This window comes from Clostridium sp. (assembly GCF_030532265.1).
Classification (GTDB): Bacteria; Bacillota; Clostridia; order Clostridiales; family Clostridiaceae; genus Clostridium.
The window spans coordinates 1-26,805 of record NZ_JAUNLM010000028.1; the positions used below are offsets into that span (position 1 = coordinate 1).

Annotated in this window: 25 protein-coding genes, 1 riboswitch and 1 other annotated feature; of the genes, 6 read left to right on the forward strand and 19 right to left on the reverse strand. The window is 26.3% G+C overall.

The genetic code is table 11. The annotated features are described in order from the left end of the window. The 13 genes from Q4E08_RS07445 to Q4E08_RS07505 form a co-directional block, all read right to left on the reverse strand. Positions 1-319: enoyl-CoA hydratase-related protein (locus Q4E08_RS07445; RefSeq protein WP_303129805.1), on the reverse strand; the 319-nt coding region annotated here is incomplete at its 3' end. Between the two features lie 275 nt (positions 320-594). After that, positions 595-1,233 (reverse strand): redox-sensing transcriptional repressor Rex, encoded by a 639-nt coding sequence (locus tag Q4E08_RS07450; protein WP_303129807.1) that lies wholly within the window; start codon positions 1,231-1,233, stop codon positions 595-597. A gap of 592 nt (positions 1,234-1,825) precedes the next feature. Then, the gene (locus Q4E08_RS07455; RefSeq protein WP_303129809.1) at positions 1,826-4,045 is read right to left on the reverse strand and encodes a heavy metal translocating P-type ATPase; all 2,220 of its coding nucleotides are present in this window, start codon (positions 4,043-4,045) and stop codon (positions 1,826-1,828) included. A gap of 15 nt (positions 4,046-4,060) precedes the next feature. Then, the gene (locus Q4E08_RS07460; protein WP_303129810.1) at positions 4,061-4,420 is read right to left on the reverse strand and encodes a metalloregulator ArsR/SmtB family transcription factor; all 360 of its coding nucleotides are present in this window, start codon (positions 4,418-4,420) and stop codon (positions 4,061-4,063) included. A gap of 215 nt (positions 4,421-4,635) precedes the next feature. After that, positions 4,636-5,214 carry a zinc dependent phospholipase C family protein gene (locus Q4E08_RS07465; RefSeq protein WP_303129812.1) on the reverse strand — a complete coding sequence of 193 codons (579 nt, stop codon included), beginning with the start codon at positions 5,212-5,214 and terminating at the stop codon, positions 4,636-4,638. A 306-nt stretch (positions 5,215-5,520) separates the two neighbouring features. After that, positions 5,521-6,372: a MurR/RpiR family transcriptional regulator gene (locus tag Q4E08_RS07470; protein ID WP_303129814.1), complete on the reverse strand. Its 852-nt coding sequence runs from the start codon at positions 6,370-6,372 to the stop codon at positions 5,521-5,523. Between the two features lie 232 nt (positions 6,373-6,604). Further along, a complete protein-coding gene (locus tag Q4E08_RS07475; protein ID WP_303129815.1) occupies positions 6,605-7,486 on the reverse strand; it encodes an ROK family protein in 882 nt (293 codons plus the stop codon). A gap of 11 nt (positions 7,487-7,497) precedes the next feature. Further along, positions 7,498-8,295, reverse strand: a complete 798-nt coding sequence (locus tag Q4E08_RS07480; RefSeq protein ID WP_303129818.1) for a sialate O-acetylesterase — start codon at positions 8,293-8,295, stop codon at positions 7,498-7,500. A gap of 88 nt (positions 8,296-8,383) precedes the next feature. Further along, positions 8,384-8,836: a YhcH/YjgK/YiaL family protein gene (locus Q4E08_RS07485; protein ID WP_303129820.1), complete on the reverse strand. Its 453-nt coding sequence runs from the start codon at positions 8,834-8,836 to the stop codon at positions 8,384-8,386. A 38-nt stretch (positions 8,837-8,874) separates the two neighbouring features. Further along, a complete protein-coding gene (locus tag Q4E08_RS07490) occupies positions 8,875-10,413 on the reverse strand; it encodes a sodium:solute symporter (RefSeq protein ID WP_303129822.1) in 1,539 nt (512 codons plus the stop codon). A gap of 87 nt (positions 10,414-10,500) precedes the next feature. Continuing rightward, positions 10,501-11,367 (reverse strand): N-acetylneuraminate lyase, encoded by an 867-nt coding sequence (locus Q4E08_RS07495; protein WP_303129824.1) that lies wholly within the window; start codon positions 11,365-11,367, stop codon positions 10,501-10,503. A 37-nt stretch (positions 11,368-11,404) separates the two neighbouring features. Beyond that, on the reverse strand, positions 11,405-12,070 hold the full coding sequence (locus Q4E08_RS07500; protein WP_303129826.1) for an N-acetylmannosamine-6-phosphate 2-epimerase: 666 nt from the start codon (positions 12,068-12,070) through the stop codon (positions 11,405-11,407). A gap of 485 nt (positions 12,071-12,555) precedes the next feature. Beyond that, positions 12,556-13,623: a mannose-1-phosphate guanylyltransferase gene (locus Q4E08_RS07505; protein ID WP_303129828.1), complete on the reverse strand. Its 1,068-nt coding sequence runs from the start codon at positions 13,621-13,623 to the stop codon at positions 12,556-12,558. 166 nt (positions 13,624-13,789) lie between these two features. On the opposite strand from Q4E08_RS07505, the gene Q4E08_RS07510 reads away from it, so the two are divergent. From Q4E08_RS07510 to Q4E08_RS07520, 3 genes are all read left to right on the forward strand, one after another. Beyond that, complete coding sequence (locus Q4E08_RS07510) at positions 13,790-14,404, forward strand: DedA family protein (RefSeq protein WP_303129829.1); 615 nt, start codon at positions 13,790-13,792, stop codon at positions 14,402-14,404. A gap of 144 nt (positions 14,405-14,548) precedes the next feature. Further along, positions 14,549-14,881, forward strand: coding sequence for a DUF1622 domain-containing protein (locus Q4E08_RS07515; protein WP_303129834.1), 333 nt, complete (start codon positions 14,549-14,551; stop codon positions 14,879-14,881). A 311-nt stretch (positions 14,882-15,192) separates the two neighbouring features. Then, positions 15,193-17,835: a cation-translocating P-type ATPase gene (locus tag Q4E08_RS07520; RefSeq protein WP_303129836.1), complete on the forward strand. Its 2,643-nt coding sequence runs from the start codon at positions 15,193-15,195 to the stop codon at positions 17,833-17,835. Between the two features lie 34 nt (positions 17,836-17,869). On the opposite strand, the gene Q4E08_RS07525 is transcribed toward Q4E08_RS07520, so the two are convergent. The 4 genes from Q4E08_RS07525 to Q4E08_RS07540 all read right to left on the reverse strand — a co-directional run bounded on the left by Q4E08_RS07525 (position 17,870) and on the right by Q4E08_RS07540 (position 22,239). Next, positions 17,870-19,246 (reverse strand): aldehyde dehydrogenase, encoded by a 1,377-nt coding sequence (locus Q4E08_RS07525; protein ID WP_303129838.1) that lies wholly within the window; start codon positions 19,244-19,246, stop codon positions 17,870-17,872. Between the two features lie 25 nt (positions 19,247-19,271). Next, on the reverse strand, positions 19,272-20,003 hold the full coding sequence (locus Q4E08_RS07530) for a DUF3298 and DUF4163 domain-containing protein (RefSeq protein ID WP_303129841.1): 732 nt from the start codon (positions 20,001-20,003) through the stop codon (positions 19,272-19,274). A gap of 207 nt (positions 20,004-20,210) precedes the next feature. Beyond that, a complete protein-coding gene (gene rluF / locus Q4E08_RS07535) occupies positions 20,211-21,095 on the reverse strand; it encodes a 23S rRNA pseudouridine(2604) synthase RluF (RefSeq protein WP_303129843.1) in 885 nt (294 codons plus the stop codon). Beyond that, the gene (locus tag Q4E08_RS07540) at positions 21,085-22,239 is read right to left on the reverse strand and encodes an anti-sigma factor domain-containing protein (RefSeq protein WP_303129845.1); all 1,155 of its coding nucleotides are present in this window, start codon (positions 22,237-22,239) and stop codon (positions 21,085-21,087) included. Before Q4E08_RS07540 ends, rluF begins: the two co-directional genes overlap by 11 nt. Positions 22,240-22,511: 272 nt before the next feature. Between Q4E08_RS07540 and ispF the strand changes: the two genes are divergently transcribed. Further along, positions 22,512-22,985, forward strand: coding sequence for a 2-C-methyl-D-erythritol 2,4-cyclodiphosphate synthase (ispF, locus tag Q4E08_RS07545; protein WP_303129848.1), 474 nt, complete (start codon positions 22,512-22,514; stop codon positions 22,983-22,985). A gap of 60 nt (positions 22,986-23,045) precedes the next feature. Here ispF and Q4E08_RS07550 read toward each other — a convergent pair whose 3' ends face one another. Further along, a complete protein-coding gene (locus Q4E08_RS07550) occupies positions 23,046-24,377 on the reverse strand; it encodes a Na+/H+ antiporter NhaC family protein (RefSeq protein WP_303129849.1) in 1,332 nt (443 codons plus the stop codon). 76 nt (positions 24,378-24,453) lie between these two features. Next, positions 24,454-24,624, reverse strand: a riboswitch (SAM riboswitch). Positions 24,625-24,761: 137 nt separating this feature from the next. Next, on the reverse strand, positions 24,762-25,436 hold the full coding sequence (locus tag Q4E08_RS07555) for a hypothetical protein (RefSeq protein WP_303129851.1): 675 nt from the start codon (positions 25,434-25,436) through the stop codon (positions 24,762-24,764). A 170-nt stretch (positions 25,437-25,606) separates the two neighbouring features. Between Q4E08_RS07555 and Q4E08_RS07560 the strand changes: the two genes are divergently transcribed. Both Q4E08_RS07560 and Q4E08_RS07565 read left to right on the forward strand, forming a co-directional pair. Beyond that, positions 25,607-26,011 carry an HNH endonuclease signature motif containing protein gene (locus Q4E08_RS07560; RefSeq protein WP_303129853.1) on the forward strand — a complete coding sequence of 135 codons (405 nt, stop codon included), beginning with the start codon at positions 25,607-25,609 and terminating at the stop codon, positions 26,009-26,011. Between the two features lie 54 nt (positions 26,012-26,065). Then, positions 26,066-26,275 (forward strand) — a binding site (T-box leader). A 73-nt stretch (positions 26,276-26,348) separates the two neighbouring features. Then, positions 26,349-26,805, forward strand: a 457-nt coding sequence (locus tag Q4E08_RS07565; RefSeq protein ID WP_303129854.1) for a TGS domain-containing protein, incomplete at its 3' end; no start/stop codon positions are given.

Sequence of the window (26,805 nt, forward strand, 5' to 3'; positions counted from 1 at the left end):
ATCCTGAGATAGCAGCTATAACTGGCTTGTCTAATTTTTCTAATCTTCTAAATACTTTGTTACCTAAAATACCAAATTCTTTTCCTTGTTCTTCGTTTAAATCTTTCATTTCTGAAATATCAGCACCCGCAACAAAAGATTTTTCTCCAGATCCAGTTAATATAACACAAGTTATGTTGTTATCCTTTTCTAAATCTTCAACAACTGTATTAATATCTTTTAATGTTTCTGAATTTAAAGCATTTAATGCTTTTGGTCTGTTTATAGTTACGATAGCTAAATTTCCTTCTTTTTGAAGAATTACATTCTTTAATTCCATTAATAAAGCCTCCCTTTTTTCACAACCCAATTAATATACATTATTTGAATATTTTTCTAATTTTCACTTTATCAAACATTAAAAACTTGAAATTTTGTAATTATTTTTCAATTGTTTGTTATAATATTAACAAATCTAACTAAAAAATAATTGAAGTCTCTCAACTTCAATTACAATTATAATACTTTGTTAAATTTTTTGCAATATCATTCTAAAATTTTGTGTATTTTTTTACAATTCCTCAAAACCTCTTATTTTATCTAGCTTTAAAGCTATTATTTATTATTCTTATCATGTAATAAATATATTAAAGTTAATAAACTTTCACTTAAATGTACATTTTCAACAGTTATATTTTCTGGAACAATTAAATCTACAGGTGCAAAATTCCATATTCCTTTTACATCACCTTCGACTAAAGTATCACAAACTCTTTGTGCATTAATTTTAGGTACACATATTACTCCAACGTCTATTTTGTTATCTTTTAAAAACCCTTCTAAGTTGTCAATATCCTGTATTTCAACATCTCTTATTCTCATTCCAAGTAATTTAGGATTAGCATCAAATATAGCCTTTAATTTAAAGTTCATTTTACTAAATCTAGTATAGTTGGCTATTGCTTGACCTATATTACCAGCTCCAATTATTACTGCATTATACTCTTTATCCAATCCCAATATAGTACTTATTTGACTTGCTAATTCACGTACATTATATCCATATCCTTGTTGTCCAAAATCACCAAAACAGTTTAAATCTTGACGTATTTGAGAAGCTGTAAAGCCTATTTTTTCTCCTAATTCCTTTGAAGATATTCTGTCTACATCATTTTTTAATAATTCATTTAAATATCTGTGATATTTAGGCAGTCTCTTAATCACAGCCATAGAAATAGATTTCTTTTTTTCCATACGTATCTCCTTATTAATTTTTATATTTGATTAAACATAATTATATAAAACTCTTTAATTGAGAGTTAAATTTTTAACTATCATTATATATATTACCATAATTTAATTAAAATAATCCAATTTTATTATAAAAAATAAAGTTTATATATAAGACGCCCATCTTATATATAAACTTTGCTTGAATAAGATGTAAAGTTTTAAACTCTACAACAGGAAAAATTCCTGTATGCTACCCATCTTGTTTTGCCTGAAAGATTTACCGTAGTAGATTATACTTTTCTTTTCTACCTTTGTCAATGGAATTACTTGTATTTAAAGGATTAGATAGGATATAATATTTTTTAGGCATAATTTATATATAGATACTAAAATATAATTTCTTATTTTTAATAATATTTGTAATTTATAATTTCGTAACACATATTATAATTCATAATATTTTATAAATCAAAGTGTTTAATATTATTTACAAAAAAATATATTTATATAAATTAATAATTAGCGTAAAACTACAATATAAATATCATAACTTTACGCTAATTTTATATTAAACAAAATATATTTTTAAAAGTCTTTTAAATACTTTTAAATTTTATAATCTAAGTGCTCTCATTGAATTTAATACTGCAATTAATGTTACACCTACATCTGCAAATACTGCTTCCCACATATTTGCATCTCCAAGAGTGGCAAGTACTAATACTAATATTTTTACACCTAATGAAAATATTATATTTTGCCATAATATTTTATTAGTCTTTCTTGCTATCTTAATTGAATCCACTAATGTTGAAGGTTCATCTTTCATAAGAACAACATCTGCAGCTTCTATAGCAGCATCTGAACCTATTCCTCCCATAGCTACTCCAACATCTGCTCTTGCAAGTACAGGGGCATCATTTATACCATCTCCAACAAATGCAAGTTTTCCTGTCTTTTTACTCTTTAATATTTCTTCAACTTTTTCAACTTTATTATCTGGTAATAATTCTGAATAATATTCTGTTATTCCTAATTCATTTGAAACTTTATCTGCAACCTTTTTACTATCTCCAGTTAACATAACTATTTTATTTACACCAATTAATTTAAGATTATCTATAGCACTCTTTGCATCATCTTTTATTTGATCTGAAATAATTATATTACCTTTATATTCATTATCTATTGAAACATATACTATAGTTCCTATTTCATTAACCTCTGGAACGTCAATACCATTTAATTTCATAAGCTTTTTATTACCAACTAGTATATTTTTATTGTAAGCTCTAACTATTACACCTTTACCTGAAACTTCTTCTTGTCTTTCAATTACATTATCATCTATATCACTATTACTTGATAATTTATACTCATCAACAATTGATTTAGCTATTGGATGATTAGAAAATTTTTCACAAGTTGCTGCATACTTTAAAAGATCAGATTTTGATATATCTATATTATTTATTTTTGTTACTTTAAATACACCTTTTGTTAAAGTACCTGTTTTATCAAATATAACTGTGTCAACATCTTTAAGTGCTTCTAAATAATTTCCACCTTTAATTAATATTCCTTTTTTTGAAGCTCCACCTATTCCTGCAAATAATCCTAAAGGAACTGACACAACTAACGCACAAGGACAAGAAACAACTAAAAATATTAATGCTCTATATAACCATTCATCAAAACTATCTCCTGTTAATAATGGTGGTATTATAGCTAATGCTACAGCAGAAAATACTACAATCGGAGTATAATACCTAGCAAATTTTGTTATAAACTTTTCTGTTGAAGCTTTTTTACTACTTGCATTTTGAACAAGTTCTAATATTCTTGCTACAGTTGAATCTTCAAATACCTTTGTTACTTTAACTTTTATAGTTCCAGTATTATTTATAGAACCTGCTAAAAGTTCATCCCCTTTTGTTTTGCTTATTGGTACTGATTCACCTGTAAGTGCTGATGAATCTATTAAAGTTTTTCCAGATAATATTATTCCATCAAGAGGAACTCTTTCACCAGGTTTTATAACTATAATATCTCCAATACTCACATCCTCTGGTGATACTTGTACAATTTTATTATCTCTTTCTAAATTAGCATATTCAGCTTTTATATCCATAAGTTCTGATATAGATTTTCTTGATCTATTTACAGCATAACCTTGGAATAATTCTCCTATTTCATAAAAAAGCATAACTGCGACACCTTCAGGATATTGCCCTATTGCTATAGCACCTATTGTTGCTATACTCATTAGAAAGTTTTCATCAAATATTTTACCTCTTATAATATTTTTAAATGCACTTAATAAAACTTCACTTCCTACTAATATATATGAAATTAAAAGTAAAGGTATATTTTCATCAAATATCATTCCAATTACAAAAAATACTATACCAAATATAAGCCTAAAATTTTCTTTTAAAAAAACTATTATTTTATTTTCTTCTTTTTTAGGTATACCCTCTTGTTCACTTTTATTCATTTCATCACTGTGATGATGTTCACTATAAGTGCTATCTGTAGTACAACAAGCATCAGTACAAATAGATGATGAATTTCTAAACTTAGAATTAGATTGATTAATTGAATATTTAACTACTTCAACATGCGGTTCTAAATCTTTAACAACCTTTCTTATCTTATCTATCATATAACTTTCAGTAAAATTCTCATCATATTTTACTATTAATAATTTAAATGAAAAGTTTAAACTTGCTTCTTTCACTTCTGGAAATTCGCTTACTATACTTTCTATTTTACCTGCACAATTTGCACAATCTAAGCCATTTAAAGATAATTTTAATCTTTTACTTTCCATATATGATCCCTCCTTTTATTCATTAACGTGATTTAATCCTTCATTAAATATTCTCATAATATGCTCATCATCTAATGAATAAAAAACTGATTTACCTTCTCTCCTAAACTTAACAAGCCTTGCTGCTTTTAAAGTTCTTAATTGATGTGATACTGCTGATTGAGTCATATTTAAAAGTGTTGCTATATCACAAACACACAACTCCCTTTCATAAAGTGCACATATTATTTTAATTCTTGTTGTATCTCCAAAAACTTTAAAAAGTTCTGCTAAATCATATAAAGTTTCTTCCTTAGGTAGTCTCTCTCTTACATATTCGATTCCGTCTGGATGTGTTATATTAGCTGAACATTTATCTATATAAACTTCTTGCATAAAATTCCCCCTTATATATGAGTGATTGTTCATATGTTCATTATATGATTTTATTTTCAAATATGCAACCATTTTACTAAGAATTATTTTTAAATTTATAATTAACATTTTTATAAATTATATTAATATACTTACATAAAAAAGTTTATGTCACTAAAAAAGGATATAGACTGTATATGTATATTACACATATATAATCTATATCCATATTAATTTTACATTGCTAATTCTCTTCTTTGCTCATTTGCTACTACGGATTCTATAATCATATTAACTACATTAGTACATACATAATATGCAAAGTTTAAGTCATTTTCATAGCTTTCTTCAAATCTATATAGCTCTAAAGTTTCTTCTATAAATTGTTTTACATTGCCTCTATTTAATCTATTATTTTTAATTACATTTATTTCATAATTTTTAGAAACCTTAGAAAGTTCTCTTTCGTATAAAACATGAGGTTTCATTGAATTTTTGAATTCCCATCTTTCATAATGAGGTAAACAATAATAATCAGTTAAGAAGTGACATACAACCCCTAAAACCCCACTAAACTTTCCAACACTACTATCATTCATAATATCTGTTACTGTAAGAGATGATAATCTATCAATCATCTCAAGTATCATATCTATACTTTCATCATAATAATGTTTTTTAAACTTATATCTTGAGGCACAATCTGGTTTTATATTTCCCCATATAAATCTCTTTCTATTTATTAAATGTAATCTATCTTCTCTCATATTATCTAATATATAGTCTGCTATCATTTTATGATTATTCATCATCATTTAAACATCGCTTCCTTTAAAAAAATTATTTATTTATATGCTACTACAAAGCTTAATTAAAATATATATTATTATTTTGGTCTTAATGTTAATAAATATAATATCATTCCAAAAAAGCCCTCATACTTATTGTATAGAAAAGTAATATTAATATTACTAATTTATTATTACAATTCAATTAAAGTTTTTTGAATTTAATACATTTAATTTAAATATTACCACATTATTGAAATTATTCAAATAAAAAAACTACTATTTTACTTAAAAAAGTATTTATAGTAGTTTAATAAAATTATAAATCTTTAATTAAATGCTATCATTATATACTTCAATAGCATTTGTTGTTTTAACCTTTCTTTCAACAGCCTCATTAAACATTTCTTTTATAACTTCAGTATAAACTAAGTCTAACAAAAATATTTGTGGTATTTTTGATGATATTGATCCTGTTTCAAGAATAGTTTCACCAGATACATAAGTAAGCTCATAATCTGCAAGTCTTCTTAAAGGATTATCAGTATCCTCTGTTAATGTAATTATTTTAACCCCATTCTCCTTTGCTTGCTGAACTGTTTTAACTATTTCCTTTGTTACTCCAGAATGAGATACAGCTATTATTGCATCATCACTATTCATAATTGAAGACATTATAACCATTGTATGACTATCTGTTATAGGAGTACTATTAAATCCAATTCTCATAAACTTATAATTTATATCTGTAGCTACAACCCCTGAGTATCCTATTCCTACAAAATAAATTCTTTTAGAATTCATTATTAAATTCTTACATAAATTTATCGTATTTGAATTAATTTTTTCTGTAGTTCCTTCTAATATATCAATGGTTGATTTTAAAAGTTTATTTGCGGTTTCTATAACTCCTTCATCCTTATGAACATGTGAGCTTATAGCACTAGTATTTTTCTTTACAGATAACTCTTTAGCTAAAGTAACCTTAAAATCTTGAAATCCACTAAAGCCCATTTTCTTTGTAAATCTAGTTATAGTTGCTTCTCCAACATTAGATTCACTTGCTATTACTGATATTGATTTATATATAAAATTATCTAAATCTGTTTTTATATATTCAATTAGTGCTTTATCTGACTTTGTCGCTCTAAATTTAGGATTTTCTAATTGACTTAATATTCCCATATTTGATATACCTCTTTTAATATTTATTTCACTTAACACTTATAACAAGTATATCACCATTAGTAATATTATTACATAATATACATAAAATTCACAATTTTATTTTATTAATTTTTTACATAATAATATTATCATAATTAGATATATTAATTATTATAGTTTATTATCGAATATGAGTATAGTTATATAAAGGAACTAAATAATTATATTTAGTTCCTTTATATCATCTTATTTATACATAATTTTTAAAATTATAAACTGCTCCCACCATACCCGCTGTATTTTTAAGCTTAGCAAATTGTATATTAGTATTTTTATAGACTGATTCTATTAAATATTTCTTTAAAGAATTTTCTATTAAAGGTCTTAAAATATCTTCTCTAGCCATAATTCCTCCACCTAAAACTACAACCTCCGGATTAAATAAATATACTACATTAGATATTCCATGTGCTATTATATCAGCAATTTTTTCTATTTCTTCAATACAAATAGCATCACCATTTTCATAACCTTTAACTATTTCTTTTCCATTTAATTTTGAAGAGTCTATTCCTTTTTTCTTAGCTACACTATTTACTAACGCAGTTGTTGATGCAACCTTTTGAATTTCTTCTCCATCAACTATCATATATCCTATCTCTCCTGCTGAATTAGTAAATCCATGAACAACTTTTCCATCTAACACAACTGCACCGCCAATTCCTGTTCCAACAGTTATACATACCATTGACTTTTTACCTTTTCCAGCTCCAAGCCAAAGTTCACCAAGAGCAGCACTGTTAACATCATTTTCAACAGTACAAGGAATTTCAAATTCTTCTTCTAAGATTTTTTTAATTTCAACTCCAATATAATTTGGAATAGTAGGTCCTGCATATAATATTTTACCTTCTTTAGGGCATACCATTCCTGCAGTTGATACACATATACCATCTATATTATAACTTTCTTTAAAGCTATGAATTATCTCTTTGACTTTATCTATTATACTAATGCCACCTTTATAAGCTTCTGTTGGTCTCTCTGAAGATTCTAATATATCACCATTTTCATTTATAATTCCATATTTAATATTAGTTCCTCCAATATCTATTCCGGCAAATAACTTCATAAAAATCACCTCTATAAATTCTCATATAAATTAATTAATTCTTTTATATATTTTTTATTTTTTTCTAAATCTATTTTATATTTAAAGTTAAGTTTTTTATCTCCATAATAATATTTATAAATATTATTAGCTAATTCTTCGCCAAGTTCATTTAAAGCTTCTTGTGAATAATGTACTTCATCAATTAAAAGATTTCTTTCTCTAAATGATAATGATAAGTTTGATGCTACAATTAAATCCTCACATTCTTCTGCAGTAATAATTTGTGTAGCTACAATATTGTGAACTCTTTTATCATCAACACCTTCCCAATATCCTGTAAGGCTTAAAAATACTTTTTCAATACCTACATTCTCCAAATCTTTTACTAATCCTTTTAATTTTTCTCTATAATATAAAGGATCTGCACCATATTTAGCATCACTTTCACCTTGAATCCAAATAGCACTTTGATTATTTATTGTGTAGATTTTTTTTAATTTTTCAATACCAGCCTTATATTTATCTAATGCATTCATTAAATAACTGTATCTATCATGTCCCCAGTTTTTTATCATAGAACCATCTACAGCACTATGTATAAAACATACGTAATTATCTGTTAATTCATTCCACTTAACAGAAAAATTTTGTGCAATAGTTCCATTTCCCCTAGATAACTCTAAAAATTTTCTCATTGGTATAATTTCATCTACTTCAATGTACTCAAAGCATTTACCATTTGGAGTTATTGCATAATTTGTATCTCCCATTCCAAGAGCATTACTTTGTCCTATTAAAAAAAATACATCAATTAAAGGCTTATTCATATCATTCTCTCCTTTTAATTTTAAATAGCTTAATACCCTATAGCACTTTAACGTGCTACAGGGTATATAAAGACCTAAATATTTAAACTTATAATATCACCTTATAAATTGCCTTTTTAACATTGCTTTCTTTTTCATCTGCTTTTAAACAGGTCATATGAATATCCTCTGGATAGCATATTAAAAAGTCATCTTTTTCAAGAACTACTGTAGAATTCTCATCTCCTTCAAATTCAAGGAAATCGTCTTCTTCAACATACTTTTTAAAACTTAAATTATCTTTAAAATTTAAATTTATTCTTTCTTTTCCCTCAAACACTACATGAACATCTATATATTTTTTATGTCCTTCCCAAAATCTCTCTTCTTTATTTTTGGTAGTATAATTAACTCTATTTAAGAAAAGTTTTTTTCCATCAATTTCATGACTACCAGCCTCATAATTTATAACATTATTCTCTTTAGCATGTAATAGTGCTTCCTTAACAAGATTTTCTAAAAATCCATATCTTTCTATATCCTTTAAATTTCCGAATATCATTTCATTTCCTCCTAAATATAAAGAAATTAAATTTAAATTTATGATAAAGCTGCTTCTCTATTTTTTTCTTCTTTATCCTTTTCTTTATAGTAAACTGTAGCTTCTCTTTGAGTTTTTTCATCAACAACTTGTGATTGAGTCATTAATGATACTATCATTCCAACTATTACAGATACACCAATTGAAATAATTGAATATGACCATATACTTACATCAAATCCACCGTATTTACATACTACAACAGCTACTGCTGATGCTATAAATCCAGCATACGCTCCTGCTTTTGTTGCTTTTCTAAAGAATATACCTAATACAAATATTCCTGCTAAAACTCCAAGTACAAGTCCCATAAATCCATTAAACCATTCATAAGCTGATTTAACTCCTCCATTTGCAAGCATAATTGACATACCTATTGAAGCTATACCAACACCAAGTGATATATATTGAGCAAGCTTTGTTTGTTTTTCCATTGACATATCTTTTGATATATATTTTTGAATATCTAAAGTCCAGCTTGTTGCAACTGAGTTTAATCCAGTTGAAAGTGTTGATTGAGCTGCTGCATAAATTGCTGCAAGTACAATACCAGTAATACCAACAGGTAATTGATATGCTATATATGAAGCAAATATTTGATCTTGTTGAGCTGTTTGTAATAATTCAGGATTTTGTTTATAGAATACAAATAATGCTGTTCCAATTAAATAGAATATAGTTGCTACTACTAATGATAAAATTAAGTTTCCATAAGTCATTTTCTTTAATTGTTTTATATCAGTAGTTGTTGTAAACCTTTGCACTATATCTTGACTTGAAATATATGATGAAAAAGTATTTAAACCTCCACCAACAATTAATAGGAATACACTTGTCTTTAATATATTTGGATCGAATATTGGTTCATTTGAAGCTAAGAATTTTCCACCTTCAGTTAATTCTCCCATAACTGCTCCAAAACCACCGTTAATTGTTGAAACTAAGAATATTAATGAAAATATAATACCTGCTATAAGTACACAACCTTGAATAAAATCTGTCCATAATACTGACTTTAATCCACCTGTGTATGAATAAATTATTGCAATAACACCCATTGCAATGATAAGTACATTAACGTTTATTCCTGTAAGATTAGCTAAAACCATTGATGGTAAATACATAATTATTGCCATACGTCCAACTTGATAAATAATAAACATTATAGCACCAAGAATTCTAAGACCTTTATCTTTATATCTTATTTCTAAATATTCATACGCTGTATCAATATCTAATCTACTATAAACTGGTAAGAAATATCTTATTGTAAGTGGTACAGCTACAAACATACCTAATTGAGCAAACCACATTATCCATGTACCTTTATAAGAGTTACCTGCTAAAGATAAAAATGAAATTGGACTTAAAAGAGTTGCAAATATTGAAACTGAAGTAACCCACCAAGGAATTGTTCCATCACCTCTAAAGAATTCCTTTCCTTTCATTTCTTTCTTTGAAAACTTTAATCCAGCAAATAACACAAGTCCTAAATAAACAACTAAAACAACTAAGTCAATCTTTGTAAAACCTTGCATCTCATTTTCTCCCCTTTTGCTTTTTTGACTTCATAACTTAACTAATTAATTAGTTAAGTTATGAAGCTTTATTTTAATTACTAAAAATTAAAAGTATTTCTTATTTATTTCCTTTGCCTTTTCAATCATTTCTTCTGTTGCTTCTTTCATTGGTTGTCTGCAATATCCTGCATCTACACCTTGCTCTTGTAAAATTAATTTAATTGTTTGATATAATCCATTATTTAATATATCTGTAATTAAATCATTAGTTACATGTTGAACTTCTAATGCAGTTTTTATATCACCCTTTTGTGCCGCTTCAAAAATTTGTCTTGCACGAACTCCATTAACATTAAATGTTGAACCTATAGCCCCATCAACTCCTAATACTGTTGCTGGCAACATCATCTCATCAAATCCTGCAAAAATTAATTTATCTGGGAATGCCTTTCTCATACGCTCTAATAAATAGAAGTCTGCTGCTGTGAATTTAACACCTATTATCTTCTCATTTTCAAAAAGCTCTGCAAATTGATCTATTGACATATTTACACCTGTTAAAAATGGTATTGAATATATAATAAGTTTATTATCAACTGAATTTATTATTGTTTCATAATAATGTTTAATTTCCTTGAAATCAAATTTATAATAGAATGGTGTAACTGCTGATATTGCGTCATATCCTAAGTCAGTTGTAAATTTTGCAAGTTCAACTGCTTCCTTTAAATTAACTGAACCTACCTGAGCAATTAATTTAACTTGTCCTTTCACTTCATCCATAGCTATTTCAAATATTCTTTTCTTTTCATCAGTTGAAAGCATAAAGTTTTCACCAGTACTTCCCCCAACATAAAGACCATCAATTTTACATACATCAATATTATGTCTAATTATTTCTCTTAATCCCTTTTCATTTATATTTCCTTCCTTATCGAATGAAACTAATAAAGCTGAATAAATACCTTTCATAATATAAAACCTCCCAATAAAACCTTTTTAAAATTATTTATTTTAAAACATTTGTAAATCTTCTAGTTATTTGTTGCGGTCTTGTTATTGCACCGCCAACTACAGCTGAGTATGCTCCTAAATCAAAAGCTTGTCTCAAATCTTCTGGTGTATTTATTTTCCCTTCACAAATAACAGGAATCTTTACTGTTTTTACCAACTTCTTTAATAATTCAAAGTCTGCTTCATCACTTTGTGTTGAATATGGTGTATATCCAGAAAGTGTTGTTGAAACACAATCAAATCCAAGTTTTTCTGCTTCTACACCTTCTTCTAATGTTGATATATCTGCCATAGCTAATCTATTATTTTCATGTATATAATCTACTAAATCCTTAAGTTTTTCATCATTTGGTCTTCTTCTTCCTGTTGCATCTAATGCTATCATTTCACATTCAGTGGTAAGAAGATCATCGATTTCTTTTTTAGTAGGCGTTATATAAATATCTGAGTCATTATAGTTTACTTTAATTATTCCAATAACAGGTAGCCCTGTTACCTTTTTTATTTCATTAATATCATTAACTCCTTGTGCTCTTATACCTACTGCCCCACCTTCTTTTGCAGCCTTAGCCATTCTTCCCATAATAAACGAACTATGTAAAGGCTCGTCCACTAACGCCTGGCAAGATACTATTAATTTCCCCTTAATTACATCTAACATCTAATCACCTTTTCTGAAAATTTTTTTCTTTTATATTTACATTGTAATCATTTTCTTAATATTTTTCAATAGTTTTTTAAAAAATATTTTCACTTAAAGAAAATATTTTTCAAATTATTGGTTTATAATTTTCATTAATTTACATTTATAAAACAAAAAACGAAGATTCAAATGAGTTAAATATGAATCTTCGCTCTAAAAACAATTATCATCTCTTATATATTTTTGTTTAAGTAAACTGAATCATTATTTATATTAATTAATAAGTTTACTATAAATATTCCTACTAAGAATACAAATAAAAATAATTTCCCCATCTTTTCTTCTCCCATACCCTTAAAATTTTATGTAATTAAATTACATTGTAAAATAATTTTATAATATAAATAATCATTTTTCAAAACATTTTTATTATGTATTTATAAACTTTATATCCATTTTAAATTACATAAATAAAAGAAGGCTTTTATACCTTCTTTTATATTTTATAAATACTTTTTATAATCTTTTTTGCCTTCAAGTTTATTTAAAAGATGTTTTATTTCCTGATCTTTTTCCCTATTCATAACAAGCAATACATCACCTGCATCAACTATCACAATATCTTTTACACCTAATCCTATTATTAAGCTTTTTTTACCAAATACAGAACAATTCTCACATTCTTCTAAATATACATTTTCAGATACTGAATTACTATTTTGTTTCTCTAAAAATCTACTTAAAGCACTAAAACTACCTATATCATCCCATGTAAAATCACACTTTATAACATAAGCTTTTCTAGTTTTTTGCATAACTCCAAAATCTATGGATATACCATCTATAAGCTTATATTGTTCCTTTATTACTTCTTCTTCATTTTCTTCTCCTATATACTTATATATTTCCATTAAAGGCTTATGCATTAATGGAAGATATTTTTCTATTTCCCTTAGTATTACATCAGCCCTAAATATAAACATTCCAGAATTCCACAAATAAGTTCCTTTATATATAAAATCCTTTGCAACTTCCATATTAGGTTTTTCAGTAAATCTAGCTACCTTATATGCTGGTCTATTGCCATTAATTTTATTGCCCATTTCAATATATCCGTAACCAGTTTCTGGTCTTGTTGGATATATCCCTAAGGTTACTATACATCTTCTCCTATTTGCTAATTCAACAGCTTGGGCAAGAGTCTCTATATATTCTTTTTCATTTTCTATATAGTGATCTGATGGTAAAACTATCATTACTGCATCTCTATCTTTTTTTAATAATTTAACTGCTGAAAGTCCTATACATGTAGCAGTTTCTTTATTCATAGGTTCTGTAATAATATTTTCTCTCTTTATACATTTAAGTTCTTCAGCTATCTTTTCTTTATAATCTTGATTTGTAACTACGTAAATATTATTTTTTTCTATTAGAGGAGTTATTCTATCAACAGTATTTTCTAAGAAGCTTTTATCGTTTATTACTTTAAGAAACTGCTTAGGATTCTCTGTTCTTGACAACGGATAAAGTCTACTCCCCTTTCCACCAGCTAAAATAAGCCCGTATATCACACCTTTTCAACTCCATGTAATACTATAGTGTATTCTATGTTATTTTTTATTACTTTGTGCAATAAAACTTTTTCATTGCTATAATACTTAAATTTAACTTTAATCAAACATATTTTTAACATATAAAGGCTATACTTTTCATAATATATATATGGAGGATTTAGCTATGAATTTTTTAAATAACTTTGTAGATATTATTGTTTCTTTAGTAGGTAACTTCGGTTATATGGGAGTATTTATAGCAGTATTTTTAGAATATGCTTGCCTTCCATTACCAAGTGAAGTATTACTTCCTTTTGTAGGATTACTTGCAGCTACTGGAAAAATTTCATTAATTGGTGCTATATTTGTTAGTGTACTTGGAGGAATATTAGGTTCTCTCACTTGTTATGCTATAGGATACTTTGGTGGTTCATTAATAATAGAATCTTTACAAAGAAAATTTCCAAGTTCAAGAAAAAGTATAAGTAAAATAAATCATTTTATAATAAAATATCAAAAATCATCTGTATTTTTAACTCGTTTAGTTCCACTTACAAGAACTTATATATCGCTAGTTGTTGGAACATTAAAATTTAATATTATAACTTTTATTTTATATTCATTAGGTGGAATAATTTTATGGAATACTTTATTGATAGTTATAGGATATTTTCTTGGAGAAAATACACAACTTATTAGTAGAATACTTAAAGACTATAGTTTTATTATAATAGCATTAATTATTATTTTTTGTATATATATCTTATACAAAAAATTTCTGAAGAAAAGAAGAAAGTAAAATTAAATTTAAAAGTAATGATTCTAATAATTTAATCATATGACTTTAAAAATATAAATAATATCAAAATAAAAATCTAAGAATATTATTAAAATATAATAAAATAACTTTTTAATAATTTATTTTAAAAGGAGGTGGTACTCTTTGCTTAAAGAAATATTAAAAATATTAACTTTTATATTAAATAGCTGCTCAGTAATTATTATTGTATGGGGAGTTATTCTAGCTTTTATTGCATTTGTAAAATTAGAATTAAAAACTAATGATAGACTTGATACAGTAAAAAAAATTACAACAATTAAAAATTATTTAGGAACTTACATTTTATTAGGACTTGAAATTTTAATATGTGCAGACATAATTGAATCAATATTAAATCCATCTATTCAAGATATATTAGTATTGGCTTCAATAGTTATTATTAGAACTATTATTTCATACTTCTTAAATAAAGAACTTAAATCTAGCGAAAAATAACTTATTTTTATTTATATATTTAAAATTATAAGTTTATTTATATATTAATTTTTACATACATTTAACAATGAAACTTCTTTCTATATTGTTGACTTTTAAAGTTTTAAGTATTATCCTTAAGTTAATAAATTAATAAGCGTCTTAAAAGGGAGTAGTTTAAAATATAACGTCAACAAACGCGGTATTATTTATACCTGGTGTTATATACCCTAGTGGTTACGAGACTTTTAATATAAATCATAAACTTATGATTTATATTAAAAGTCTCTTTTTTTTGTATTAAATATTATATTTTGAAAGGAGAAATTTTTATGAAACAATTTTTTAACAAGCCAGCTAATGAAGTTTTAAAAAACTTTGGTACTACAACCGAAGGATTAACTGACAATGAAGTTAAGGCTAAAAGAGAAAAATATGGTTATAATGCTTTAAATGAAAAGAAGAAAAAAAGTACAATTCAAGTTTTCTTTGAACAATTTAAAGACTTACTTGTAATAATTCTTATAATTGCAGGTATAGTATCCATGACAACTGGTAATATTGAAAGTACTATAGTAATCTTTGCAGTTATTATTTTAAACTCAATACTTGGAACTATTCAACACATTAAAGCTGAACAATCCTTAAATAGTTTAAAAGCTCTATCTGCTCCTACTGCTAAGGTAATTAGAAATGGAATTAAAACTGAAATTCCTTCAAAAGATATAGTTCCTGGTGATATTTTAATACTAGAAGCTGGGGACTTAGTTGTTGCTGATGGTAGAATTATTGAAAATTATTCACTCCAAGTTAATGAAAGTGCCTTAACTGGTGAATCAGAAAGTGTTACAAAAACTTCTGATTGCATAAATAAGGACGAGCTTGCTTTAGGTGATCAAAAAAATATGGTTTTCTCTAGTTCATTAGTTACTTATGGACGTGCTTTAGTAATTGTTACTGCCACTGGAATGAATTCTGAACTTGGTAAAATTGCTACACTTATGGAACAAACTCAAGAAAAGAAAACACCTTTACAAATTAGCTTAGATGACTTTTCAAAAAAATTAGCAATAATAATACTTATTATTTGTGCAGTAGTATTTTGTTTAAGCGTTTATAGAAATACACCAATACTTGATTCATTAATGTTTGCTGTCGCTCTTGCAGTTGCTGCTATTCCAGAAGCTTTAAGTTCAATAGTAACAATTGTACTAGCTATAGGTACTCAAAAAATGGCAAAAGAAAATGCAATAATTAAATCACTTAAAGCTGTTGAAGGTTTAGGTTCTGTTTCAATTATCTGCTCAGATAAAACTGGTACTTTAACACAAAATAAAATGACTACAAAACAAATATACGTTGATGAAAAACTTATTCCTTCTGAAAAACTTGATTTATCAAATGAAGTAGAACAATATCTTTTAAATGGTGCTATTTTGTGTAATGATTCAACATGTATAGATGGCCAAGAGCTAGGCGATCCAACTGAAGTTGCTTTAGTAAATCTTGCTCACTTATATAACTTAAAAGAAACTGATATAAGATCTGAATTTGAAAGGTTAAAAGAATTACCTTTTGATTCAGATAGGAAACTTATGAGTACTGTTCATGAGATTAGTGGTAATACTATAATGTTCACTAAAGGTGCTGTCGATGTACTTTTAAATAGAATTACTTCCATTAAAACTTCTAAGGGAATAAAACCTATTACAGAAAAAGATAAGCAAAATATAATAGATACTAATATGGAACTTTCACAAAACGGATTAAGAGTTTTAGCTTTTGCTTACAGAGAACTTCCTGAAGTTCGCGATTTAACTTTAGATGATGAAAAAAACTATACATTCTTAGGATTAATATCAATGATTGATCCTCCAAGAATAGAATCTGCCGAAGCTGTAAAAGACTGCTTAACTGCTGGTATAAAACCAATTATGATTACAGGAGATCATAAGATTACTGCTTCTGCAATTGCAAAACAAATTGGTATATTACAAGATGGTGATATGGCTATAACAGGACTTGAACTTGATAAAATGGATGATGAAGAATTATCAAGAAAACTTGATCATATATCTGTTTATGCTAGAGTTTCACCAGAGCATAAAATTAGAATAGTTAATGCTTGGCAAAATAAAGGTAATATAGTAGCTATGACTGGTGATGGAGTTAATGATGCTCCTGCACTTAAACAAGCTGACATAGGTATTGCAATGGGGATTACTGGAACTGAGGTATCAAAAGATGCAGCATCTATGATACTTACTGATGATAACTTTGCAACTATAATTAAAGCTGTTACAAACGGAAGAAATGTTTATGCAAACATAAAAAACTCAATTAAGTTCTTATTATCTGGTAATACTTCTGGTATACTAGCTGTACTTTATGCATCAATAATGGCACTTCCTGTACCATTTATGCCAGTTCATTTATTGTTTATTAATCTTTTAACAGATAGTTTGCCAGCTATTGCAATTGGTGTAGAAAACCCAACTAAAGATCTTTTAAAAGAAAAACCAAGAAATAGTAAAGAATCCATATTAAATAAAAGTTTTATTACTGACATAGTAATAGAAGGTTTAATTATAGCAATATTTACTATAATTTCATTCCATATTGGACTTGAATCTAGTGCCGCTATTGGTGCTACAATGGCATTCTCTACATTATGCTTGGCTAGATTATTTCATGGATTTAACTGTCGTAGTAAATCTTCAATATTTAAACTTGGTTTAACTACTAATAAATATAGCATATATGCTTTTTTAACAGGTGCTATTCTTCTAAACTTAGTTTTATTTGTTAAACCACTACAAAAGTTATTTGAAATAGCTCCACTTAATGTAACTCAAATAGGGCTTATTTATCTTTTAGCTTTCTTACCTACAGTTATAATACAAGGTATTAAAGTATTTAAAGAATCCTTTACAAAACAAGATTCTAAAGAAGATAGCAAAGAAGCTACCATATAAAAAAACTCCAACCAATTTTAGGTTGGAGTTTTTTTTATTTCATTAACTTCTTAACAAGCTTTAATTTATTCTTAAATGGTGCAAATCTAAATGGTAATTCAATAAATGTACCTCTATGGACTACTGATTTTCTATGAGTAAAAGTTTCAAAACTTGCTTTACCATGATACTCTCCAATACCACTATTACCAACTCCTCCAAAAGGAATATATGTTGACGCCACTTGTATTACAGTATCATTTATTGTTGCACCACCAGATGTTGTACTCTTAATTACATAGTTTATTTTATTTTTATCTTCTGAAAAATAATAAAGTGATAATGGCTTTTCTCTATTATTTATAAAATCTATAACATAACTTAAATCATTAAATTCAAGTATAGGAAAAATAGGTCCAAATATTTCATTAGACATTACTTTGCTATTTTCATTAATATTAGTCAATATGGTAGGTTCAATAAATCTCTCTTCTATATTAAAATTTCCACCATAATATATATTACCTTCATTTAAATATGAAGTTAATCTAATGACATCATCTTTTGTTATTATCTTTGGATATTCTTCATTATTTTTTATATTTTCTCCATATTGTTTTTTTATTTCATGAACTAATAATTTTAAAAATTCATTTTTTATATCTTTATGTACAAATAAATAATCTGGTGCTACACAAGTTTGCCCTGCATTTAAAAGTTTTCCCCAAACTATTCTTTTTGCACTTAATTTTAAATTTGCATCTTTATCTATAATACATGGGCTTTTCCCACCAAGTTCTAATGTTACTGGTGTTAAATTTTTAGCCGCTGCTTCCATTACAATTTTACCAACTGTAACACTACCAGTAAAAAATATATAATCAAATCTAAGCGATAATAATTCTGATACGGCTTCTTTTCCCACTTCTGGTGCAACAACTTTTATATATCCTTCATCAAAATTATTATTTATAATTTCTTCTAAAAGTATTGATGTATGCTTTGATCTTTCTGATGGTTTTATAACAGAACAATTTCCACCAGCAATTGACCCTATTAAAGGAGCAATTGTTAATTGAAATGGATAATTAAAAGGACCTATTATTAAAGAAACTCCATAAGGTTCTTTATAAACATATGCCTTGCTTGGAAAATATACTATTGAACTTCTTTTTCGTTCCCTTCTACTCCATTTCCTTAACCCTTTTATCATAGTATTTATTTCTTCATATACTATGCCAAGCTCTGTAGAATATCCTTCAAAATAACATTTATTTAAATCCTTTTTCAAAGATTCTAATATTTTATCTTCATTATTTTTTAAGATTGATTTTAATTTTTTTAAATTATGTATTCTAAAATCAATATCCAAAGTTTTTTTGCTTCTATAAAACTCCTTTTGCTTTATTAAAACCTTCTCTAATTCCCCCATCCTATTTCACCTCTATTTCTTTACTTTATTTAATTTTATCATATATAAAGTTACCATCAAATTTTTGTATAGGTATATTAAACTCTGGAATTCCTGAAGCATATGGTGCTATTTCATATTGTCCATAATATATAACTAAATTATCTCCTCTTATAAAAAATTTAACATCATCATTTATCCCATTAAAACCTTCTGAACCTTCAAAATATTTATCTTTATTCAAATCTATTTGTCTATTAATTTCTTTGTCTATAAACAACTTATAATCATATCCATCTTTAAATAAATCTTTTATTTTTAATTTTTCTCCCTTTTCAATATCTACAGTATATGCATTTCTAGTTGTTATGCCATGTGCTCCTCCTGTAAATTGATAATAATCTATATAGAAACTCATTAAACTCTCTTTCTCTAAAGTTATAAAAAATTGTGAAATTAATTGATATTGCATGTTGCATATATATCCTGCCTTTTTATAATCATTCAATATTCCCTTTACATCATTAATCCAATCATCAGTCCATCCTTTTATTTCATTATTTATTAACTTTAACGAATTGGGAACTAATTGTGGATAACTTACATTAATTTCTATACACTTATTATTCTCTTTTATATTTTTTTCAATAATAAATTTATTTTTATTTAACTTATTAGTATACCCAAAACAAGTTATCCACATACCCTGTGCAAAGTTTGTGATAAAAAAAATTATGAATATTAGCATTGAAATCTTTATCATACTTAGTTTTCTCATATAAATACTCCTTTTTTCTACATAATATACTTTAAAATTCAACTTTTTATTAGTATTCTTCAAATTTCAATAAATTATCTACAGCTATATCAACAACTTTATCACAAGTTATCCACAACCTTTTGTGGACAATGTTAGTAATATTTTGAATTTATATAAATATTTTATTATTAATAAAACTTAAATATATAATAAAAAGAAGTAGATTTATAAATCTACTTCTTTTGTCTTCTTAGATTTTTGTATTAAATTATTTATTCCTTGAAGTTCTTTTTTAGTTAAGTCTCTCCATTCACCAATTTTAAGATCATCTAAATTTACATTCATAATCCTAATTCTTTTAAGCTTAACAACATTATATCCTAATGCTTCACTCATTCTTCTTATCTGTCTATTCATACCTTGAGTTAAAATAATTCTAAATGTTTTCTCTCCTTCTTTTTTAACAAAACATTTTTTAGTAATAGTTCCAAGTATTTTTACACCATTACTCATTTTATGAATGAATTCATCAGTTATAGGTTTATCAACAGTTACTATATATTCCTTTTCATGATTATTTCCAGCTCTCAATATTTTATTTACTATATCACCATCATTAGTTAACATTATTAATCCTTGTGAATCTTTATCTAACCTTCCTATTGGAAAGATTCTTTTTTTATGATTTACAAAGTCAACAATATTTCCTTTTACCTTTTTTTCAGTAGTACATGTTATTCCAACTGGCTTATTTAATATTATATAAACCAATTCTTCTTCTTTTGAAATTATTCTACCATTAACTCTAACAACCTGCCCTTTAGAAACCTTAAGTCCCATTTCTGCTACTTTACCATCAACAGTAACTTTTCCAAGTTCTATAAGTTTATCCGCTTCTCTCCTTGAACATATACCCGTTTCACTTATATATTTGTTTAGTCGAACTTCTTCACTTCTATCTAAGTGTTTTATAACATCTTTAGTATTTTCTTTTATAGTATTCTTTCTTTTAGATTTATTTATAGAAGCATTATTTCTAATCTTTTTATTTTTATTTAAATTATTATTTTTTCTTGTACTATTATTGTTGTTAGTTTTTTTAATTTTCATTTTTATCTTCCTTTATTTTTGCTTGATGATTGTATAAACTTCTTTCATTTCCAACATTGTTTATAGTTAAATCTATTTTATTTTTAACTACATAACTTCTTGTATTTTCTAATGCTCCATATTTTATAGGTTCTCCTGTTACAGTAATTAAAACACCTTTCTCTGGCAACATACCATTTTCTTTTGCATATTTTAAAATACCTTCTAATGTATTATCTAGCTTTGCATGATTTAAATCTAAATTTTTAATCATATTCTCACCTTTATCTGTTGGGGAATACGCTTCTATCACATTATTAAAACAATTAAGCTCTAGTTTAACTTTAGATGTAGTATTTATAAGAATAGTTCTATCTACAGTATTATATTTATAAGTAAAAAATACTGCCCCTACCGTAATAAATATTAAAGCAACAATAATAAATGGTTTAAAATCTCTCATTCTTTTTGTTGGTTCAGAATTAATTTCTTCTCCAATATTTATCCCATCTTCTTTATGAACCTTACAAACCCTTCCTGTACTAGTTAGTATAAGAACACCATTTTTTAATATTTTTAAAACTATTCCTCTTTCTGTCTTTGTTTTATCTTCTTTATTATTTTCATTATTATTTATTTCTATAATTTCTTCTTTATTTTCGTTTCCATCTTTTTTTTCTATTATGAGCTTCTCAATTATTATTTTTTTATTCTTTCTATTTTTTCTTTCCTTAAGAGAAACCACATTTTTATTCTTATCTTCTTCTTTAACTTCTTCAATTGATAAATAGTCTTGTAAATATTTATAATTAGGATTTGAAAAAATAATAGTATAAGCTATTATATAATCGCTCCATTCCATTAATTTTTTCTTATGTCTTTTTACCTTTTTAGATAACATATTAAACGGTATTTTTTTATGACTATTTATATATTCTAAAATCTCAACTTGCCCCACTATAAAAAAAGCAATATTTAATATTAAATTTAATTCATTTTCACTTGGTACATAAGTAAATAAATCCTTAATTAAAATATTATAAGAAAAAAGTTCTTCTTCAAATTTTAATATTTCTTCTTTTCTATGTTCGTTTACATTATTACTTATTTCTACTAAATTTGGAGTAGTTGAGAATTTATATTTATTCTTATCAAATATATCCAAATTACAATTCTCCCCTTTTAAAAATATTTTTTGTAGTTTTTTATCATTTTCTATCTTAATTATACATAAATACATTCTGATTTTAAATGAATTTAAAAATTTATATTATAATCATAATATTTTATAATATATTATAAGATAAAAGGTTTATATATGTTAAAAATACATTATTTATATATTTTTTAAGCATAAAAATTATAAAACTTCTTTACTTCTTTATACTATCCTTTTATGCTAAACTTATAAAAGAAATATCAAAGAGGTGATTATATATGCGTATAGGCTTAGGTTATGATGTACACCGTTTAGTAGAAAATAGAGATTTAATACTTGGTGGAGTAAATATTCCTTATGAACTTGGATTACTTGGGCATTCTGATGCAGATGTATTAGTTCATGCTATAATGGATTCTCTACTTGGAGCAACAGCTCTTGGTGATATAGGTACACATTTTCCAGATAACGATCCAAAATACAAAGGAATCTCTAGCATAAAATTATTATCAGAAGTAGGGAAACTTTTAGATAGAAACGGGTATGAAATAACTAATATCGATTCAACAATAATTGCTCAAAAACCTAAAATGGCACCACATATAGAAGAAATGAGAAAAAACATAGCCAAAGCTTTAAATATTGATTTTGATATGATTAATATAAAAGCTACAACTGAAGAAGGTTTAGGTTTTACTGGTGAGGGACTTGGAATATCATCACAAAGTATATGCTTAGTTACTTTAAAATAATTAAAAGAACACTATTTTAAAATAGTGTTCTTTCTTTATAAATATTTTTATATAAATAATTTATAAACTATCAACAAAATTTAAATTTTCTTTTTCAATATTAGCTTCTTTATTTCTTGCCCAATATATAAATATTGCAATTACAGCTGATATTCCCATAAGATATGGATAATATAAATACCCCATTATCTGAAATGCAGATACTCCAGCAAGTGATGATGCTGATATAAGTTGTGCTCCATATGGGATTATTCCTTGGAATACACATGAAAACATATCCATAATTCCTGCAATTCTCTTTGGCTCTAAGTCAAATTCATCTGATATATTTTTAGCTATAGGTCCAACTGTTACTATTGCAATAGTATTATTTGCTGTACATATATCAACCAAACTCGTAAGAGCTGCTATTCCAAACTCCGCTCCTCTTCTTGTCTTGAATTTTTTCATTCCTTTGTTAAGTATATACTCTATACCACCATTGTATTCAATAAGAGCTATCATTCCTGATATTAATAAAGAAATTATTATAAGCTCGCTCATCCCACTAATACCAGTAGCTAAATTTTGAAATAATCCAATTATATCAAAACTTGAAGTAAGTATACCTATAACACCGGCTAATATTATACCTGATGATAAAACAAAGATAACATTAACACCTAAAAGAGCTGCTACTAAAACACCTATATAAGGAACTATTTTTATAATGCTATATTCATAAGTTCCTAAACTAAATCCTTGTGTTCCTCTTGTTATAAAAGCAAAAATAATTGCTGTAATTATAGCTGCTGGAAGAACTATCTTAAAATTCATTCTAAACTTATCTCTCATATCACAACCTTGAGTTCTTGTTGCTGCAATTGTTGTATCAGATATTATTGATAAATTGTCCCCAAACATAGCTCCACTTACTACTGCGCCAACCACTAAAGCAACCGCAATTCCAGTTTTCTCAGATATACCAAGTGCTATTGGTACTAATGCAACTATAGTTCCCATTGAAGTCCCTACAGAAAGAGCTATAAAGCAAGCTACTATAAATATACCTGAAATTAACAGATTTGGAGGTAATACAGAAAGTCCTAAATTTACTGTTGATTCAACTGCACCCATAGCTTTCGCAACACTTGCAAAAGCTCCTGCTAATATAAATATTAAAATCATTAAAATTATATTAGGATTACCTGCTCCCTTACAAAAAATATGTAATCTTTCCTCAAAACTAATTTTATTATTCATAATCAAAGCCGTAACTGCTGCAATTAGAAATGGAATTATTACAGATACAGCATAAAAATCTTTTGCTATTAAAGATATTGAAACATATGAAACTATAAATACTAATAATGGCATTAATGCCAATACACTACCTGTTTTATTATTTTTCACTTTAAAATCCCCCTTTAATTTTAATAAAAAAAGCTTCTGATAGAAATCAGAAGCTTTATAAACTCTATATAAACACCACTTATCTATCAGTATTTAACTGCTGGAATTAGCACCACACCAAATAATTTATCGTATGACAAATTTACAATGCAAAATTAATTACATTGAAAAATTATAGTCTTCCCTATATTATTTAGTAGGTTGCTGGGTTTCACAGGGCCAGTCCCTCCACCACTCTTGATAAGACTTTATTTAATTTTTAATTTATTGTAACAAGTACTAACCATTAATGTCAATATATTTTTATTTTCATAAATCCCTATTTATACCTTTAATCAAATAAAATATAGGATAAAATTTAAGTTTTATCCTATACTTTTTTATTTATAATACCTCAGTTAGTTTATCTAGTATTACCTTTCTAAATACATTAGCTGCTTCTTTATCATGAGAAATTTTATGTGATATCTCAACAAAATCTTCTGTTGAAATTCCAATAGTATTTTTAAACTCTTCACATTTTCCAGTCATAATTACTGAATCTTTTATAAAATCTGCTAAATCTGAAGCTCTTTTAAATACTTTTATATACAAAAATTTGCTGTTATCTCCAAGCCAAGCTTTATTGAACTTTCTTGTAAAAGTTTTAAGTTCATTTAAAATTTCATCTTCTGGCTTATCCCACATATAACTTAATTCATCATACTGTTCTTTCATAATTTCTTTTTCTTTTTTTGTGATTTTACCTTTAGAATATAAGTTATTAATTAATTCTTTTGTTGGTGAAACTGGTACTTTCATAATTAATTTTTCTGTACCATTTGCCCAATTATAAAAGGCTTTTTGCATAAATGAATGTTGGAGATAACCTAAAAGGGCTCTGGAATTTGGGAAGTATGAATACAAACTCTCTATCCCATTTTTATTTGAGAAAATCAAAGCATGTATATATACAGACTTTGAATTAGGCATTTCATGTGTGAATGCATGCCCTCTCACAGCATTGCAATCATTTACATTTTTGCCCCAAAAACTGAATGAATTGTAATTATCCTTCATAAATATCACCTTTCCTCATAAATCTCAATATAATATACTATAAAGTATATGTTATAAAATACACCCTATATAGTATATTATACTACTTTTTATTGTTTCTATTCTTGATTTTTATAAATATTTATATTAATATTCTGTAAATAACATAAAACTTTAAGGAGGTTAATCATTTGTATTTTTGTGAAATATGCAATAAAAAAGCCGATATCCACCATATAGTTCATAGAAGTGAGGGAGGATTTGATATAGAGCTAAATTATATGTATCTATGTCCTGAACATCATCGTGGAAAAAAAGGGCCCCATCATTGTCTAAAAACAGATATATTTTATAAAATTAATTTTCAAAAAAAATTATACAAGCTATTACCAAAAAGATTTTATTCATTTAAAGAACTTTGTATAATATTAAATGCATCAACTAATATAATTAAGCGTTTGACAAAAGACTTAAAATTATACAAAGAAGGCTATAAAAAAGAGGAAATTATTTTTATATTGATGGGAAAAGCATATTATTCTGAAGAATTATTGCAAAATATAGAAATCGAAGAACTTTGTGAAAGCATTTATTGACATCTTAAAATTGTATGATTATAATTAAGATAAATTATTTTATATAAATTTATATTAAACGCATTGATGAGAAGAGTAAGTTAACCCCTTATATTAAGAGAGAAAACACATTAGCTGTAAGTGTTTTTATATAAGCTTAGCTGAAGACTACCTCGGAGTGGCTCTAATCCAGCCCGTAATTGTCACGTTACGACATATTAAAGTGACTCTTTATTTTTAAGAGTAACTAGAGTGGAACCACGGATATTATACTTCGTCTCTAAATTTTGAGACGAAGTTTTTTTATTTAGTAATTAAATTTAAGTTTAAAATAAATTTCAGAAAGGAGTTTTTTAAAATGGTTAAAATCACTTTAAAAGATGGATCAATTAAAGAATTTGAAAATGGTGTATCAGTATTAGAAGTAGCAAAAAATATTAGCGAAGGTCTTGCTAGAAACACATTTTGTGCTAAAATTGATGGAAAAGTTGTTGACTTACGTCAAACAATAAATGAAGATTGCGAGCTTGAACTTTGCACATTTGACTCACAAGAAGGAAAAGATGCTTTAAGACATACAGCTTCTCATGTATTAGCTTATGCTGTAAAAAGATTATTCCCAAATACAAAAATCGCTATAGGACCAGCAATAGAAAATGGTTTTTATTATGATTTTGATAAAGAAGGTGCCTTCTCAACAGAAGATTTAGCTAAAATCGAAGCTGAAATGAAAAAAATAATTAAAGAAAACCCTGAAATAGAAAGATTTGAACTTCCAAGAAATGAAGCTTTAGAACTTATGAAGGATGAACCTT

Coding starts and splice junctions, on each gene's coding strand:
- Q4E08_RS07450 (WP_303129807.1), bottom strand. CDS start 1,233: ATGGAAAAAAAGAAATCTATTTCTATGGCTGTGATTAAGAGACTGCCT.
- Q4E08_RS07455 (WP_303129809.1), bottom strand. CDS start 4,045: ATGGAAAGTAAAAGATTAAAATTATCTTTAAATGGCTTAGATTGTGCA.
- Q4E08_RS07460 (WP_303129810.1), bottom strand. CDS start 4,420: ATGCAAGAAGTTTATATAGATAAATGTTCAGCTAATATAACACATCCA.
- Q4E08_RS07465 (WP_303129812.1), bottom strand. CDS start 5,214: ATGATGATGAATAATCATAAAATGATAGCAGACTATATATTAGATAAT.
- Q4E08_RS07470 (WP_303129814.1), bottom strand. CDS start 6,372: ATGGGAATATTAAGTCAATTAGAAAATCCTAAATTTAGAGCGACAAAG.
- Q4E08_RS07475 (WP_303129815.1), bottom strand. CDS start 7,486: ATGAAGTTATTTGCCGGAATAGATATTGGAGGAACTAATATTAAATAT.
- Q4E08_RS07480 (WP_303129818.1), bottom strand. CDS start 8,295: ATGAATAAGCCTTTAATTGATGTATTTTTTTTAATAGGACAAAGTAAT.
- Q4E08_RS07485 (WP_303129820.1), bottom strand. CDS start 8,836: ATGATATTCGGAAATTTAAAGGATATAGAAAGATATGGATTTTTAGAA.
- Q4E08_RS07490 (WP_303129822.1), bottom strand. CDS start 10,413: ATGCAAGGTTTTACAAAGATTGACTTAGTTGTTTTAGTTGTTTATTTA.
- Q4E08_RS07495 (WP_303129824.1), bottom strand. CDS start 11,367: ATGAAAGGTATTTATTCAGCTTTATTAGTTTCATTCGATAAGGAAGGA.
- Q4E08_RS07500 (WP_303129826.1), bottom strand. CDS start 12,070: ATGTTAGATGTAATTAAGGGGAAATTAATAGTATCTTGCCAGGCGTTA.
- Q4E08_RS07510 (WP_303129829.1), top strand. CDS start 13,790: ATGAATTTTTTAAATAACTTTGTAGATATTATTGTTTCTTTAGTAGGT.
- Q4E08_RS07520 (WP_303129836.1), top strand. CDS start 15,193: ATGAAACAATTTTTTAACAAGCCAGCTAATGAAGTTTTAAAAAACTTT.
- Q4E08_RS07525 (WP_303129838.1), bottom strand. CDS start 19,246: ATGGGGGAATTAGAGAAGGTTTTAATAAAGCAAAAGGAGTTTTATAGA.
- Q4E08_RS07530 (WP_303129841.1), bottom strand. CDS start 20,003: ATGAGAAAACTAAGTATGATAAAGATTTCAATGCTAATATTCATAATT.
- rluF (WP_303129843.1), bottom strand. CDS start 21,095: ATGAAAATTAAAAAAACTAACAACAATAATAGTACAAGAAAAAATAAT.
- ispF (WP_303129848.1), top strand. CDS start 22,512: ATGCGTATAGGCTTAGGTTATGATGTACACCGTTTAGTAGAAAATAGA.
- Q4E08_RS07555 (WP_303129851.1), bottom strand. CDS start 25,436: ATGAAGGATAATTACAATTCATTCAGTTTTTGGGGCAAAAATGTAAAT.